This is a genomic window from Candidatus Woesearchaeota archaeon, assembly GCA_016180285.1.
Classification (GTDB): domain Archaea; phylum Nanobdellota; class Nanobdellia; order Woesearchaeales; family JACPBO01; genus JACPBO01.
Window position 1 is genome coordinate 26,309 of the sequence record JACPBO010000010.1, and the last position, 14,780, is coordinate 41,088.

The window sequence follows — 14,780 nt, forward strand, 5'->3', positions numbered from 1 at the left end:
ATTAACCTCCGCATTTTGGAGCAATTCCTATTGAATCGCTAGCTGTTGCTTCAGCGCACCTGTCCTCTATTTTTGCAATACACTTTATATTATCCCCGTAATCAGTATATTGCTTGGGTATGGTCAACTCAACAATGCAGGTGCAGCTGGCATAATCCCAATCACAATTAGTAACATCATTCATAACGCCATTCGGATAGCTGTTTGCCAAAGAGCCATGGCCGCCACTAATATTGTATTCCACTTCATTAGTGTATTCTGCTGCGCCACCAGAGCAATCGCCCCTTATTTCTATTCTGCACAGTAGATCGTCACAAACAGTAGGTGATGCATCGCTGTTTTTTGCCGCTATATCTGCGCTTACTGTTAGCGCATGATTTTCTGTAGGCACAGACGTATTGCTGATGAATGAAATTGAATCTTGGCTGTTTCCAGCTTCTCCATCTGCGCCTGATGGCTTGCAAGGTTTGCCGCAATATGGGCTGATTAAAGAAATCGAACAGCCTTCACCATAGTCTTTTCCTCCTTTTCCAGCTATTCCGCCTTTTCCGCCTTTTGCATTTGCAGTGCAATCAGAACAAGAGCCTGCTTCCCCTCCATCCCCGGCATTTCCACCGCTGCCAGAAATGCCAGTTTGGTGCTCGTAATAATATCCGCAAAAATTACACACATCTGTTGAACAATGCGATCCTGGCAAGCAAGACGCTGAATTTCCTGCGTTTCCGCCATCTCCAGCATCACCGCCGTTTAAACTAAATGTATTTTTGCATGAGCTTTCTTTTAATCCGCTGATAGTTCCTGCATCGCCACCATCTCCTGCATTACTTCCAGATCCGGTATTTCCCTGGGTATCTCCTCCTTTTCCCCCGCTTCCTCCATTCCCGCCATTAAGAGAAAATTTACTGCAGCCAACGATGAGGCCATCTATAATAACAGTTCCAGCATTTCCGCCATTGCTGCCCTCTGTTCCATCTGCAGCATCCGTCATTAAAGAAGCCTCAGTACACCCTGGATATCTGCATACGCCCGCTCTGTCACTATAACAGGAGTAAGCTCCCCCGGCTCCATTCCCGCCACTGCCTCCACTGCCTCCATTTGCAGAGAACAAATAAGAGTTTATTACAGGCTTATTATCGTTGTGATTTACTTTAATATTTATAGAGCCTCCATTTCCTCCCTTGCTAGACTCTGCTGATAGCCCTGCTTTACCAGGCATGCTTGAAAAACACGAGCTTGTGAAATGTGTGAAGCAGCCGCTGCCATCAGCTGGTTTTCCTCCATTTCCGCCGTTTCCGCCATTGCCAGCATTTGCTGATAAACTTCCTGCTTTGGAATCGCACTTATATTTATCAAAATTAATATTAATTGCCCCGCCATCTCCGGCTTTTCCGGCTTTTTTTCCTGAACCACTATCTCCTCCATCATATAAAATATAATTTATAGTAAACGTGCCGCTCCACCAGAAAACTGTTTCATAGTACCTTCCGGTTGTAGGGCCTCTGCTGCCATCACCGCCTTTACCCCCTAAGCCTGCATTGCCTCCGTTAGCAATTGCTGAAACAGAAGATTTGCTTAGTTTTGCTTTAATATTTATAGGCCCGCCATTTCCAGCATTTCCTCCAATACCTCCGTCTTTTCCATTTGGATCGCCAGAGCAACTGCATAATCCTCCATAGCAATAATTAGAGCCCTCTGTAGAGCCAACACAATCACCAGATCCTCCTGCTCCACCATCGCCGCCTCTGCCGCCATTAGAAATAAATTTGCACTCACCTTCAAGAACACCAACATCTATTGTTATTGGCTTTCCATCTTTTCCATTTGTTCCATCTACTCCAGCTGTCGGAGCAGGGCCAGAAACGCCTTTTGCGCCATTAACGCCATTATCCCCGCTCATATCAAATGCTGAGCCAGGAGCGCAATAAAGCTTTTCTTCACTAATCACAGAAAACCCTGTATGCTTTGACTTTGTCCCGTTTATTACGCCATATAATTCAAAATCACCGGTTAAATTAAACACTAAATCGCCATCAACCACTACCTTTCCGTAGATCTTAACATTCTCAGCATTGATTATAACATTATCAACAGCCTTTAATGTAACAGTTGAATCAATCACTAAATCTTTAAAATTATAGGTTCCAGAAACTTCAGAGCTTTTTTTGATGCTGCAATCTGAAAGATTATTCTCGCTGCAGTATTGCAAAGTATTGCATTGCGTTAAATCTGTGCAGCAGTCATTTGGGTCATTATTTGGGTTCTCATAGTTAGGGTCGCAAACGCCATCTCCAACGTAACAATCCTTGGGACAGTTTCCATTGCTTTCAGGATAATATGGCTTGTTAGCATCGCAAACTCCGTTTCCGCATGTTGCCATAAAATCAGTATAATAATCAAAACAGCAGTATTGGCTTTGGCTGCAGTCTGGAAAACCTCCTTTCTCTCCCGTGCTGTCTATAACAACCCCGCCAAACCAGTAACTGCGCCATGATGTTCTCCCAAAACACCAGCTATAATTCTGGCCATAGTAATTCCAGAACCATGCATAATCTGCGCAGAAATAATAATTGCCTCTGTTTAAGCATGAGCATTTAGGATAAGGGTTTTCGCAGCCATCTGCATCTGTTCCTGCGCCGTCTCCATTGCAGTCTGTATAATTTACAGGGCAGGATGAGCTTACTGTTGTGAAAGAAGAAAAGTGGGAAGCAGTAAAGGCCAGTATTCTGAGCACAGGATCGTAAGAAACATTAAAGCACGTATCTTCCGGGCATGGATTCTTGATTTCATTTCTATTGGTTGTGAATTCATTCGTATATAATATCCTGGGTGTTTGTTTGTAATGGAGATTTTCTATTGTAATTGCGGCCGGTTCATTGAGCTCCGGCAATTCTTTGCTGTTTATAGCAATCAGATTATCATCAACATAAATATTTGGGTTTTCTTCAACATCAGTTACATCCATGCCAATATCTTTGTCAAATTTTATTTTTCCTTTTCCTTTGTTTTCAATTATTTTATTTTCATTAATGGAAACTTCTTTCTTCTTTTTTATTTTTTTAGCTTCTTTATCAGCAATGCCTTCTGTTGAAGCTGCAGCAGTTGAAATTAAATTATTGCATGCTTCATAAATATAGGGCAGGGTTGTGTTTTCAGGATCAATGCCTGCTTCAATTAACTTTTTATTTAAATCTGCTTTGTCTATTTTTGACAAATCACTGCAGATTTTAGAGAAATCCTGCTCTGAAATATTGGCAGAAGAAATATTTATGAGTAACAAAAAGGATAAGATCAAAGCGAGTAATAGTATGCTGCACTTCATTAACCCAGCTCCCTAACCCCTCTAAACCAATAAAACACATCTACTTTATAAACTTTTCTATATTTAATCACTGAGAAATAGTTATCACTGCCTGTATTTTACAATCTTCACAAAATCGTCAACTTTCAGGGAAGCTCCCCCGACTAATGCGCCATCAATGTCTTTCTGCTCCATTAGCGCCTTGATGTTATCCGGCTTTACAGAGCCGCCGTATTGGATCCTCACATTACTTGCAATTTTTTCATCATATAAGTTTTTAACTAACTCTCTTATGAATAAATGAACCTCTTCAGCCTGTTCCGGCGCAGCAGTTTTACCGGTGCCGATTGCCCATATTGGCTCGTAAGCAATGACTATCTTAGAAGCATCTATATCTTTTAAGCAGCCTTTGACTTGTTCTTCAATGACTCTCTTTGTTTCGCCTTTTTCCCTTTCTTCAAGCTTTTCTCCTACACAGAGTATCGGAATGAGGTTATGCTGCAATGCCTTCTTTATTTTCTTGTTTATAAGATCATCAGCTTCGTTAAAGTGCTGCCTTCTTTCAGAATGGCCTAAAATAACATATTTAACTCCTAATTCCTTCAGCATTAAGGCGGATATTTCGCCTGTAAATGCGCCAGAATCCTCAAAGTGCATGTTTTGGGCGCCTAGCTTGATGCTTGAATTCCTTATCTCTTTTGCAGCGTCATGCAGCGCAGTGAAAGGCGGGCATACAACGATCTCGACATCCTTGACGTCAATCAACCGCAGCTTTAATTCACTGACAAAAGCAACTGCCTCAGAATTGACCTTGTTCATCTTCCAGTTCCCTGCGATTATTGGCTTTCTCATAGTGAAATTATTGGTTTTATTTGGTTTATATAGTTTTCTTATTTTCCGTATTGGTCACCCTGTGGATGTCAATCCTATCCGTTAAATAGCGGATGTTCTTAGTAGTCTTGTTTTTTCTCACTTTTTTGAAACCAGTAATTACAGCCAAGTCAAGTCTGCACGAATAAAGACAGTGGACATGTCAAGTCCAACTCATTTGAGTAATATTTATAAAGTTGTGCAAATATTTACTGGTTAGAATGGCTAGTAAGAATATAACACTCAAAGTCGATGAGAAAATCTATAAAATGTATAAAAAGTATTGCAAGAAAAAAGGATTGGTTATATCTCGCCAATTCGAAATATTTGTTGAAAAACAATTAAAGAAGGGAAATTAACATGTATCTCAACGAATTTTTAACAATCATGGAAAAAATTGAATCATTAAGGCAAAAACAATCAGAAACAACTTCCGACATAAACAATTTGTTTGATGCATTGATGCAGAAAGCGTTTAATGGTGAGTTAGTCGAATGAAGAAACTCTCCAAGAAACAAAGACTGAATTTATTGATTAAAAGATTGAGTTATCAGAATCTTTTAAAGGATTCCAAAAAAATTGTCGGAAATATTACTTTTATGGATATAATTTTGTTATTGATTCTACCCCTAATTATAACTCTGTTAATGCTCTTACCTGATGCAATAAGAACAGCTATGCAAATTCACATCAAAGAACCAATGTGGTGGCAGTTATTTACTGCTAGTTACATGCATGGAAGTTGGAAACATTTAACTGATAACTTAACGGGATATTTTTGGTTTGTTATCCCAATATTTATCTTTGCAGCATATTCTAATCTGAAGCAATTATACTATAAAATGTACCTTACGATTTGTATCTCGCTCCCAATAATTAGTGGATTTGCGGAATTATGGATAACACCAAAATATTTTCCTAATTTGTTGACATCGACAGGAACCTCGGGAGTAATATCTGCTTTTTTAGGCATCATAATTTTTATTTGGATTAGACACTATGCAATTAAAAGTAACAATAACCTCCATAATAACTTATTCTTTTATTTGATATTATTTTATGTAGCATTAATTTTTTCATGCATATACTCGTTTAAGTCTATAATTTTAATATTGCCTCTCGCCTCGCTCTTCTTATTATTTGTATTTTTATGGAGAAAGAATTTTAATATTCTGTATTTCATAATTCAAAAAGAAAGTAAACGAAATATGTTAATTTTATTCTTGTCTTTATTTATTCCCTTATTTTTTATGGTTGCACCATTCCTTCTATTTCCGACTATTAACAATGTCGCAAGTAATGGGACGCTCGTGAACTTTTTTATGCATTATTTTGGTTTAATCTATGGTGTGATAATTGGGTGGTTATTTGTAATGATTGATAAGAGTACATTTAGGAGAAAACAAACGGAGAATAATTCATGAGCAGGCTTTACATTGACACAAATCTCTTCATCAATGTCATTAATAATGAAGTGAGTATGCATTCGAATAAGAATATGGCTGAGCCATGGACGGTAAAAGAACTATTAAAAAAGCTTCGCGGAGATCAAATTAAAGCATCTTTTGAGATTTTGAAAAGGAAAATCGAAATCTGCAAATATTCTCTTGAAGAAGAAGTTCAAGCAAGAAAACGATCAGAAACTAATTTTCCAGATGCTCTTCATATTGTAATTGCTGAAAATGTAAAAGCAGATTATATCATCACAAGAAACATTGACGACTTTCTTCAAATCGGAACAAAAATACCAATAAAAAAACCAGAATTATTGTAAGCCTGCTTGTTCTAGCAACCATTCTTGGAATTTATCGTGTCCTAGTTCTTTCTCTTTTTGTTCTAAGAATTTTTCCTGTTTCTTCTGTTCATCTTCAGTAAGAAGAACTACCGAACTTAACATAGCTTTTATTTTTCTATATGTTTCATCGTCTGGCTCTGCTTGACGAGGGAGAAGATCATTAAGGTACTTTAAATGTTCAATAACTTCCATCTTTTGAGTATTCATTTCAGAAATGAAATGTTTTAGCTCAAGTTCTTTACTGAAATTATTTGAATAATAAGGTTCCAAATCTGAGAAGTAATTATACAAAGCAATTAGTTTCCAAATCTCGTTGAATGATTGATAGATATCATTCTTTACCATTTTAAGATCTTCATCAGAAATAGCATTTACCATTTGTAAAACTAAACCGACAAAATCATTTACTAATCTCTTAGAAACTTTATCAAAAATGGGGGGAGAGTTTTTTAGTAGAGTGTAAAGTTGATTATTTATCTCTTGAATATATTTTTTAGAGAAATTAGATGAAGATAATAGAGACAATAACATTTCTTTTGTTTTATAAAGAGTGTGATTTTCTTCATTATAATGTCTTAATTTGAGTGCTGTTGCGTTGACTTCTTTCGAATAAGTTCCAACTATATCGACTATGCATTTGTTTACTTCGTCATTTAATCCAGAAAAATCATAATCTAAATTTTGGTCGTAAGGTTTGACACACAATGTTCCAAATTGATACCATCCAATTGGAAGATTCAAATTACATTCTTTATTTATTCTTGCAAGAGTTTTTTGTACTTGGATTCTACCAGGAATTATTCCTGTTTTTTGTTTCCACTCTTCTTTAATTTTAGAAAATAAAGAATCAATTAGTTTTTCATCTTCTGATCTTATTGGTAAATCAAAATAATTCCCTGTTTTGTTAGTTTTATCACATTGCACTAAAGAGAATACTCTTTTATTTGCGATTTCTGTTTCTAACAGTACGCCTGCCTCTTTTAGACTTTCCAGGTATATCTTAATAGATTCCCAATTAGATTCGCAATCTTTGGCAATTTCGTGTATTGACTTTGGAGCTTCAGACACAGATTTTAAAATTCTTTTTATAAGCTCCTTAGCAGATTTCCTCTCCATTTTAATAAAAGTACGAGCAATAGTATATAAATTTTTCGTTTTACTGGTAAAAAGTATTAGCAGTAGCTTATAATACTCACAAGTATAAGCTAAAACAGATAAATATTTAAATTAGAAGCAATAACTGATATACTGGACGTAAGTCCGGAGGAAAACATATGGTACAGAAAATTTTTGGATCGGAATGGGTGCAACAGGCATCGTCGGTGTATTAATCATAGCAGGACTCCTTTTGAAAGGAACAAATCTTTCAGCAGGAATGGGCGACCTAGCAATCTTTGGTGGCGTTGGAATAGGCATCGTGCTAGGATTACTTGGAATATTTGCTGTCGCAAAAAGAGTGATTGGCTAAATGGGCAAGATTACTATTTTTGGAATAATTGCATTTATTGTAGCACTATCGGTATTCTTGTTAAATAATTATATCCAAGGCGTTGCAGAAGACGCCATGCTGGATGCAACTGGTCAAGTCGTTAAAGACAGTCCGATTGATCAACAAACAAAAACTTCAATATTATCAACACTGACACTTTATGAAATTGCAGGTTTCTTTGTATTCATTGGAGGAATAGTATTTTTGGTCAAAAAATTCTTTTGAATAAGTAATTCTCTAAGAAAACAGCCGAATTCTTAACAGCCTACGGTTAATATCTACAGGTTGAACAATACGCTTATTTTCATTCACCAAGTACAGGCAAGACATTAGTTCTCGCATAAAACGAAAACAATTTAAACAGCTTCAATCCCGCTTTTTCATGGTTGAATTCAATCCAGACGGCAGCATTAAGCTTCCAGAACAGCTTGCAAAAAAGAAGAAAATAAGGAAAAATTAAGATCTCAGAGATGTATAAAAATAAAAAGAAATGCAGTAAGCTTCACTGCTCCAAAAAAATGCGTCCTTCACATAACTCTTTCAGAAGCTTTTGCCGATAACAGATTCATAGACACCATTTATACTTATTTTAAAGAAAGGTCAGTTGTTCCGCATAAAATAAAGAAGCTCAATGAAAAGCAGTTTGAAATTGAGATAGGCACTGATTTTAAGAGGTGCAGCGACTGCAACTCCCTGATTAACAGTTATAGAGAATTCTTAGACGGCAACATAATTGATGAAAAAGGCAGCTGCACATTTGAAGGAGCGAATAAAAGTTTCTGCTATGAAGATTATTTTAGCTGATAAGGGCAATTGTGAATGCATCAGCAAGGCCTATTTTTCTCCAATAATCCCCTTAATCTTGTTTTCAAGCTCATTTTTGTTTATATTTCCGACAATCCTTCCGATTTCCCTGCCTGATTTGAAGACAACAATGCACGGAATTCCCCTTATTCCGTATTCTTCAGCTATTTCAGAAGCGCTGTCAACATTGAACTTGCAGAACTTCAGCATTGCCAATTTTTTTGAAAGCTCCTCGTAAGCAGGGGCCATCATTTTGCAGGGCATGCACCATTCTGCCCAGAAATCCACTAGCACAACCTTATCGCTGTCCAGAATTTCTTCCTTGAAAGTATCCTTATTTAGCTCTATTACCGCCATCATTTTTAATTTCACCTCTTAAAAAGGCATCTATTGCCGCTGCTGCGTTCTTGCCATCAGCCATTGCTTTTATGACTGTGGATTCCTGGCCGATCACATCACCGCCTGCAAATATTTTGGGTTCGGATGTCTGGTAGTTTTCATTCACTTCTATTGCGCCCCTCATAACCGTCCTTAATTCAGAATTCCTTGTCAGCAAAGGATTTATGCCCTGGCCTATTGCGATGATAACCTGGCCGCACTCAAGGCTGAACTCGGAATCTTCTATCGGCAATGGAGTTCTTCTTCCTGACGAGTCCATTTCGCCAAGCATCATCTGCTGGAATTCCATGCCTGTGACAAATTTATCGCCAATTATTTTTGTTGGGCTTGTCAGCATTAAAAAGTTAATCCCCTCTTCCTTGGCGTGCTCTATCTCTTCAAGTCTTGCAGGCATTTCATCAAAAGAACGCCTGTAAACAACAGTTACATCAGAGCCAAGGCGCCTGGCTGTTCGTGCAGCGTCAATCGCAACATTCCCTCCTCCGACAACTATGGTTTTGTTTGCCCTCTTTATCGGAGTTTTTGCTTTTGGAAATTCATTCGCTTTCATCAGGTTTATCCTTGCTAAAAATTCATTTGCAGAATAAACCCCATTAAGGCTTTCCCCCGGAATGCGCATAAAATAAGGCAAGCCAGCGCCTGTTCCTATGAAAACAGCATCATACTGTTTTGAGAGCTCGTCAAGCGAGATAGTTCTGCCAATCACAGAATTAAGCTCGATCTCAACTCCGAGTTTTTTAATATATCTTATTTCATCATCAACAATCTTATTTGGCAGCCTGAATTCCGGAATTCCGTAGAGCAGAACGCCTCCTGCCTTGTGCAATGCCTCAAATATTTTCACATTATGGCCCATTAAAGCAAGCTTCGCAGCGCATGTAAGCGAAGCAGGCCCGGAGCCGACAACAGCAACCTTTTTGCCTGTTTTCCTGATTGCAGGAATTAAAAAACTTTTTTCATTATCTCCTGCAAACCTTTCCAGGCAGCCAATTGCAATCTGCTGCTTTTTCTTTGCTAAGATGCATTTTTCCTCGCACTGCGTTTCCTGGGGGCACACCCTGCCGCAAACTTTTGGAAGAAAATTCTGCTCTTTTATTGTCTTTATCGCATCATCAAATTTCTTGTCTTTGATCTGCTTTATAAACTTCGGAATGTTTATTTTGACAGGGCATCCTTCGATGCAGACTGGCTTTTTGCACTGCAGGCAGCGGGATGCTTCTTTGATCGCCAGTTCATCATTATAACCTAGATTGACTTCATCGAAATTTTTAATTCTCTCTTCTGATTTTTGCTGCGGCATTATGGTTTTCATTTTGTTTATATCCACAAACGCTCCGGGATACACTTTATGGTCACTTTATTTCTGAAATATCTCTTAAGGTATTCTATAATCAGTTTGAGACTCGAATATTCCTGGCCATAAGTATATATTTGGATTGACCTCTCGTTATTCTTAATAATCTTTCGCAGATGAATAATCTTTAAACAAGATTTCAGATTTAATTTGCTGGCAAAATAGTTTTGGATTATTAATTGTTTTTTCTTTTTGTTTAATTTTATTATATACATGTGCATAAGGAAGTAGGTAAGGTATATGGACAAAAATAGGTAAATATTTGCTATTAAAATTTTAAATAACATATTGGACGATTTAATTATTATGAATAGGAGAGCTAACAAAAGCAACAAATAAAATATTGCCGCTATTAAATAACTTTCTGGATAAAACTTTTTTGGTGAAGACACATACATGGACATTCTATTTTCTGATTTTTCTTTTTTTCTCATTTTATTTTTCTCAAATTGCAGACATGCTTCTCTTCTTCAGCATAATAGCTTGTCCTGTTGAGCAGATCATCCCAGTCAACCTTATGCCCGTTGAATTCAGGGCCGTCAATGCATGCAAATCTTATTTGGCCATCAACAACAACCCTGCAGCCGCCGCACATGCCTATTCCGTCTATCATTATCGGATTCAATGAAACTATTGTCCTTGCCTTGTCCGTTGTCAATGCAGAAACAGATTTCATCATTATTGCAGGGCCGACTGCATAGACTAAGTTTAACCATTCTTTTTTCAGCAAAGCTTCCAATGCTGCTGTAACAAACCCCTTTAATCCTCTGCTTCCGTCATCTGTGCAGATTATAAGCTGCTTGGAGAGCTTTTTAAGCTCATCAACAAGTATCAATGATTTTTTATTTTTAGCGCCGATTATTGTTATGATCTTGTTCTTTGCTCTCTTCAATGCTTTTGCCAATGGCAATAATTCAGCAGCTCCAACGCCGCCGCCAACAAGGCAGACTGTCCCGTATTCCCTTATATCAGACGGGTTTCCCAATGGGCCGATTAGATCAAGCATACTATCGCCTTTTTTTAATTCGGAGAGCTGTTTTGTTGTCTTTCCTATTGCCTGAAACACAAGCGTTATTTCAGTCTGATTTGAATCTGCGATTGTCAGCGGAATCCTCTCGCCTTCTTCATCTAGCCTCAATATTATAAACTGCCCGGGCTTTGCATTTTTAGCAATATTTGGAGCCCTAACATTCATCAGGAATATGTTTTCAGCTAGTTTCTGCTTTTTTGTTATGATGGGCATTTTAGATTTTGTTTTATTTCTCTATCAGAAACTTTTTAGGAGCTTCATCTAGGTCTGTGAACTCATCAGCTTCTTCTATCAGCTTAGCTGAGGCGCTTTTGCCAAATGCTATGATTTCAACCCTGCAGCCGATTGCCCTTTTAAGATGCTGGACTAAAGGAGCAAAATCCCCATCGCCGCTTACAAGAATTATCGTGTCCAGCTTATGGGCAAGCTCAATTGTGTCCATTGCAATGCCGATGTCCCAGTCTCCTTTTTTCTGGCCGCCGTAGAAAATCTGCAGGTCTTTTGCCCTAACTTCAAACCCGATATTTTTCAATGCTTCAAAAAATCCCTGCTCTTCCTTTATGTCTGCTTTTATCACATATGCGAGCGCCCTGACTAAGTTCCTTCCTTTGACTGCTTCCTTCAGGATTTCCTTGAAGTTTACCTTTGCGCCATACATCTGCTTTGCAGAGTAATACATGTTCTGCACATCTATAAAAACACCCACTCTTTGCCCTTTATGCTTGTACATTTTATCACCTTTTTATCTTCTAAAAACCAATGACCGAGAAAAGCAAGACAATAAGCATCACTATGAACAATATGGCAAAAACCCCGACTATCGTGATTAAATAGAGCTTTGAAACAAATGCAAGCAAAGCCCATCCTTTTTCATTTGCAAAAAGATAGATGAAGTAGACAACTATGAGGCTGAACATGCTGTTCGTAAAATTAAAGATGCCGGATGCAGTGCTTATGAAAGATCCCCTGTAAAATTTCAATTCTGCCACCTCGATAAAGGGTGAATATGGCGTGTTTTAAAAAGGTTTCTATGCATCATGCTTTTTTATTATAGTCAATTTCCTGAATCTCTTATCATTCTGATTTGGAAAATCCTCCCTGAAATGGCATGCCCTGGATTCTTCCCTTGCAATGGCGCTTTCTACAATTATGCCGGCAACATCCGCTATGTTCCTGACTTCTAAGAATTCCTTGCTCACATGATAATTCCAGTAAAATCCGTTGATGTTTTTTCTGAGCGCGGATAATACTTGCTTTGCAGCATCCAATCTTTCTTTATTTCTTGATATTCCGCACAATGAAGTCATTGTTCTTCTGACAGTTTCCCAATAATAGGCTATGGCAGCCTTGTCCCTTATATCATTTGCAGAGCCCGCATTCCATAATGGAACACTCATATTTGCTTGATTCTTGAGCTTTAAGAAATGCTTTGCAGCCAGCCTGCCGAATAAAATGCATTCTGGCGCAGAATTGCTAGCCAGCCTTGTTGCGCCGTGCAGGCCTGTATAAGAAGTTTCACCTATGACATAGCATCCTCTTATTTTTGTTTCTGCATTCCGGTTAACAAGCACGCCTCCATTTGAATAATGAACAGCATAAATGACAGGCACAGGCTCTTTTGTTATGTCGACTCCCTTGGCCAAGCAGAACTCATAAGAATTCCTGAAATCCTCCTTTAATCTTTTTTTGTCTATTTTTGCGCAGTCCAGCCATAAATGCGCCAAGCCGTGTTTTCTCATTTCTATATCTTCTGCTCTTGTAACAACGTCCCTTGTTGCTTTCGAGCCAAGCGGATGATATTTTAAAACAAAATCTTCTTTTGAATCTTTTCTTAGCTTCAATATTGCGCCTGCTCCTCTAAGCGCCTCTGTAAGCAAAAATCTTCTGCTGTATTCATTGACAGCAGACGGGTCATAAAACACAGTTGGGTGAAATTGCACAAATTCCATGTTTGCCAATGGCAAGCCTGCCCTATAGCATATTGCAAATCCATCTCCTGTTGCAGCATCTGAGTTTGTTGTATAAAGAAAGACTTTCCCAAGGCCGCCTGTTGCAATGAATGTTCCATTGCAGGAGATTGTTTCAATACGATCATTTTTAATATCATAAACATAAAACCCCAGGCAGGCATCTTTCGCTTTTGCCTTGATTTTTTTTCTTTTTTCCAGCTTGTTCTTTGTTATAAGGTCAATTGCAACATGCTCTTCATGAACCCTTATATTGCGGTTGCTTTTCACTAACCTGCCAAGCGTCTTCATTATCTGCACGCCTGTTGTGTCATTTGCGTGAAATATCCTGTTTTTGGAATGGCCGCCTTCCCTGTGCAGATCATACTTGTATCCTTTTTCAGATGCATTAAATTTAACGCCTTTGCCAATCAGCCACTGAATAACATCTTTGAAAAAATGCTCCACGCAGAATTTAACAATCTTGACATCATTAAGGCCTTTTCCTGCAATCAATGTTTCTTTAATATGCCTTTCAAAGGAATCTCCCTTAATAGGCTTTCCATCCACCAGAGGAATTGCTGCCAGGCCGCCGGCTGTCAAATAGCTGTTGCAGTCTTCCACTAACTTTCCTTTGATAAATAAGTCAACCTTTTTGCCGGCTCCAGCCAGTTCGAGCGCAGCTGCGCAGCCGCCAAAGCCGCCGCCTATTACTCCGCAATCTGTTTTTATAAGCTCTTTTGCGCTGCTCATTTTATTCTCAGCATTCTATCCAATGCCTTCTTTGCATTTTTTCTTATTCTTGCAGGCACATCAACTTCGTTTGTTTCATTATTAAGGCAATCATAAACCTTCTGCAGATTGTTCTTTTTCTGCTGCAGGCAGATTGTTCCCAGCGTATAAAATATTTTATTCGGAACTTCCAGCCTGAGCCTTTCAACCATTCCTGCTTCTGTGCAGATCATGAATTCATTGGCATCTGATTTTTTGGCAATATCAACCATTCCGGATGTCGAGCAGACAGCATCTGCTTCATCTATCGCATCAGCCGGGCATTCTGGATGAGCGATAACAACTGCATCTGGGTGCTGCTTTTTTGCTTCCTTAATTTGTTCTGATAAAAACCTTGCATGCACATAGCAATAGCCCTGCCACGGGATTATCTTCTTGCTTGTGAACCTTGCAGCATAATCAGCAAGATTCCTGTCGGGAACAAAAATAATATTTCTTTCTTTAAGCGAGTTAACAACTTTAACAGCATTTGCAGAAGTGCAGCAAATATCCGAAACTGCCTTTACTTCTGCTGTTGTATTTATATAAGAAACAACAGCCACATCCTTGTATTTCTTTTTTTCCTCAAGCAATTCTTCTGCGGTAACCATTGCAGCCATAGGGCATTTTGCCTCCAAGGCAGGCAGCAGCACTTTCTTTTCAGGATTCAGTATTTTTGCGGATTCTGCCATGAAATCAACTCCGCAGAATACAATGATCTTTGCATTAGTTTCAGCTGCTTTTCTGCTAAGCTCAAGCGAGTCGCCGATAAAATCAGCTACTTTGTAGATTTCAGGCCGCTGGTAGTTATGAACCAGTATAACTGCATCTTTCTTTTTCTTCAGGTTGTTTATTTTTTGAATTAATGTTCTTTCATCCATTTTAACCAAACTCTATTGTCCTTAATGGCTTGTCTGCAATGCTGACTCTTATTACAGATTTATGGCCATAATTAAAATCTTTCCATCCATCAATTGTTAACAAATCGTTTTTAGTCATGCCTGAAATTACTGTTATTTCCTTA

At 38.3% G+C, this 14,780-nt stretch carries 16 protein-coding genes; 5 read left to right on the plus strand and 11 right to left on the minus strand.

Annotated features, from left to right (window positions below):
* Position 1: 1 nt before the first annotated feature.
* Both HYU07_02995 and HYU07_03000 read right to left on the minus strand, forming a co-directional pair.
* On the minus strand, positions 2 to 3,319 hold the full coding sequence (locus tag HYU07_02995) for a hypothetical protein (GenBank protein MBI2129183.1): 3,318 nt from the start codon (positions 3,317 to 3,319) through the stop codon (positions 2 to 4).
* 84 nt (positions 3,320 to 3,403) lie between these two features.
* The gene (locus tag HYU07_03000; protein MBI2129184.1) at positions 3,404 to 4,150 is read right to left on the minus strand and encodes a triose-phosphate isomerase; all 747 of its coding nucleotides are present in this window, start codon (positions 4,148 to 4,150) and stop codon (positions 3,404 to 3,406) included.
* A gap of 378 nt (positions 4,151 to 4,528) precedes the next feature.
* On the opposite strand from HYU07_03000, the gene HYU07_03005 reads away from it, so the two are divergent.
* From HYU07_03005 to HYU07_03015, 3 genes are read left to right on the plus strand one after another with little or no spacing between them, the layout of a single operon-like run.
* Positions 4,529 to 4,666 (plus strand): hypothetical protein, encoded by a 138-nt coding sequence (locus HYU07_03005; GenBank protein ID MBI2129185.1) that lies wholly within the window; start codon positions 4,529 to 4,531, stop codon positions 4,664 to 4,666.
* The gene (locus HYU07_03010) at positions 4,663 to 5,592 is read left to right on the plus strand and encodes a rhomboid family intramembrane serine protease (GenBank protein ID MBI2129186.1); all 930 of its coding nucleotides are present in this window, start codon (positions 4,663 to 4,665) and stop codon (positions 5,590 to 5,592) included. The genes HYU07_03005 and HYU07_03010 overlap by 4 nt, the downstream gene beginning before the upstream one ends.
* Entirely contained in the window at positions 5,589 to 5,942 is a 354-nt protein-coding gene (locus HYU07_03015) for a hypothetical protein (protein ID MBI2129187.1), read from the plus strand. Before HYU07_03010 ends, HYU07_03015 begins: the two co-directional genes overlap by 4 nt.
* Here the strand turns inward: HYU07_03015 and HYU07_03020 are convergent.
* Positions 5,934 to 7,079 (minus strand): hypothetical protein, encoded by a 1,146-nt coding sequence (locus tag HYU07_03020; protein ID MBI2129188.1) that lies wholly within the window; start codon positions 7,077 to 7,079, stop codon positions 5,934 to 5,936. The two genes, HYU07_03015 and HYU07_03020, sit on opposite strands and share 9 nt — an antisense overlap.
* A 184-nt stretch (positions 7,080 to 7,263) precedes the next feature.
* On the opposite strand from HYU07_03020, the gene HYU07_03025 reads away from it, so the two are divergent.
* Together HYU07_03025 and HYU07_03030 are read left to right on the plus strand one after the other, a co-directional pair.
* Positions 7,264 to 7,431: a hypothetical protein gene (locus HYU07_03025; GenBank protein ID MBI2129189.1), complete on the plus strand. Its 168-nt coding sequence runs from the start codon at positions 7,264 to 7,266 to the stop codon at positions 7,429 to 7,431.
* On the plus strand, positions 7,432 to 7,677 hold the full coding sequence (locus HYU07_03030) for a hypothetical protein (protein ID MBI2129190.1): 246 nt from the start codon (positions 7,432 to 7,434) through the stop codon (positions 7,675 to 7,677).
* Between the two features lie 609 nt (positions 7,678 to 8,286).
* On the opposite strand, the gene trxA is transcribed toward HYU07_03030, so the two are convergent.
* The 8 genes from trxA to HYU07_03070 form a co-directional block, all read right to left on the minus strand.
* Complete coding sequence (gene trxA, locus HYU07_03035) at positions 8,287 to 8,616, minus strand: thioredoxin (protein ID MBI2129191.1); 330 nt, start codon at positions 8,614 to 8,616, stop codon at positions 8,287 to 8,289.
* Entirely contained in the window at positions 8,591 to 9,982 is a 1,392-nt protein-coding gene (gene gltA, locus HYU07_03040; protein MBI2129192.1) for an NADPH-dependent glutamate synthase, read from the minus strand. The genes trxA and gltA overlap by 26 nt, the downstream gene beginning before the upstream one ends.
* Positions 9,983 to 10,439: 457 nt before the next feature.
* Positions 10,440 to 11,252 carry a sulfide/dihydroorotate dehydrogenase-like FAD/NAD-binding protein gene (locus tag HYU07_03045; protein MBI2129193.1) on the minus strand — a complete coding sequence of 271 codons (813 nt, stop codon included), beginning with the start codon at positions 11,250 to 11,252 and terminating at the stop codon, positions 10,440 to 10,442.
* 13 nt (positions 11,253 to 11,265) lie between these two features.
* Positions 11,266 to 11,769, minus strand: a complete 504-nt coding sequence (locus HYU07_03050; protein MBI2129194.1) for an NYN domain-containing protein — start codon at positions 11,767 to 11,769, stop codon at positions 11,266 to 11,268.
* Between the two features lie 19 nt (positions 11,770 to 11,788).
* A complete protein-coding gene (locus HYU07_03055; GenBank protein ID MBI2129195.1) occupies positions 11,789 to 12,028 on the minus strand; it encodes a hypothetical protein in 240 nt (79 codons plus the stop codon).
* Between the two features lie 39 nt (positions 12,029 to 12,067).
* Positions 12,068 to 13,738, minus strand: coding sequence for an FAD-binding protein (locus HYU07_03060; protein ID MBI2129196.1), 1,671 nt, complete (start codon positions 13,736 to 13,738; stop codon positions 12,068 to 12,070).
* Complete coding sequence (nadA, locus tag HYU07_03065; GenBank protein ID MBI2129197.1) at positions 13,735 to 14,637, minus strand: quinolinate synthase NadA; 903 nt, start codon at positions 14,635 to 14,637, stop codon at positions 13,735 to 13,737. Before nadA ends, HYU07_03060 begins: the two co-directional genes overlap by 4 nt.
* Position 14,638: 1 nt before the next feature.
* Positions 14,639 to 14,780, minus strand: a 142-nt coding sequence (locus HYU07_03070) for a hypothetical protein (protein MBI2129198.1), incomplete at its 5' end; no start/stop codon positions are given.

Coding starts and splice junctions, on each gene's coding strand:
- HYU07_02995 (MBI2129183.1), bottom strand. CDS start 3,319: ATGAAGTGCAGCATACTATTACTCGCTTTGATCTTATCCTTTTTGTTA.
- HYU07_03060 (MBI2129196.1), bottom strand. CDS start 13,738: ATGAGCAGCGCAAAAGAGCTTATAAAAACAGATTGCGGAGTAATAGGC.
- HYU07_03030 (MBI2129190.1), top strand. CDS start 7,432: ATGGGCAAGATTACTATTTTTGGAATAATTGCATTTATTGTAGCACTA.
- HYU07_03025 (MBI2129189.1), top strand. CDS start 7,264: ATGGGTGCAACAGGCATCGTCGGTGTATTAATCATAGCAGGACTCCTT.
- trxA (MBI2129191.1), bottom strand. CDS start 8,616: ATGATGGCGGTAATAGAGCTAAATAAGGATACTTTCAAGGAAGAAATT.
- HYU07_03005 (MBI2129185.1), top strand. CDS start 4,529: ATGTATCTCAACGAATTTTTAACAATCATGGAAAAAATTGAATCATTA.
- HYU07_03010 (MBI2129186.1), top strand. CDS start 4,663: ATGAAGAAACTCTCCAAGAAACAAAGACTGAATTTATTGATTAAAAGA.
- nadA (MBI2129197.1), bottom strand. CDS start 14,637: ATGGATGAAAGAACATTAATTCAAAAAATAAACAACCTGAAGAAAAAG.
- HYU07_03015 (MBI2129187.1), top strand. CDS start 5,589: ATGAGCAGGCTTTACATTGACACAAATCTCTTCATCAATGTCATTAAT.
- HYU07_03000 (MBI2129184.1), bottom strand. CDS start 4,150: ATGAGAAAGCCAATAATCGCAGGGAACTGGAAGATGAACAAGGTCAAT.
- HYU07_03020 (MBI2129188.1), bottom strand. CDS start 7,079: ATGGAGAGGAAATCTGCTAAGGAGCTTATAAAAAGAATTTTAAAATCT.
- HYU07_03050 (MBI2129194.1), bottom strand. CDS start 11,769: ATGTACAAGCATAAAGGGCAAAGAGTGGGTGTTTTTATAGATGTGCAG.
- HYU07_03045 (MBI2129193.1), bottom strand. CDS start 11,252: ATGCCCATCATAACAAAAAAGCAGAAACTAGCTGAAAACATATTCCTG.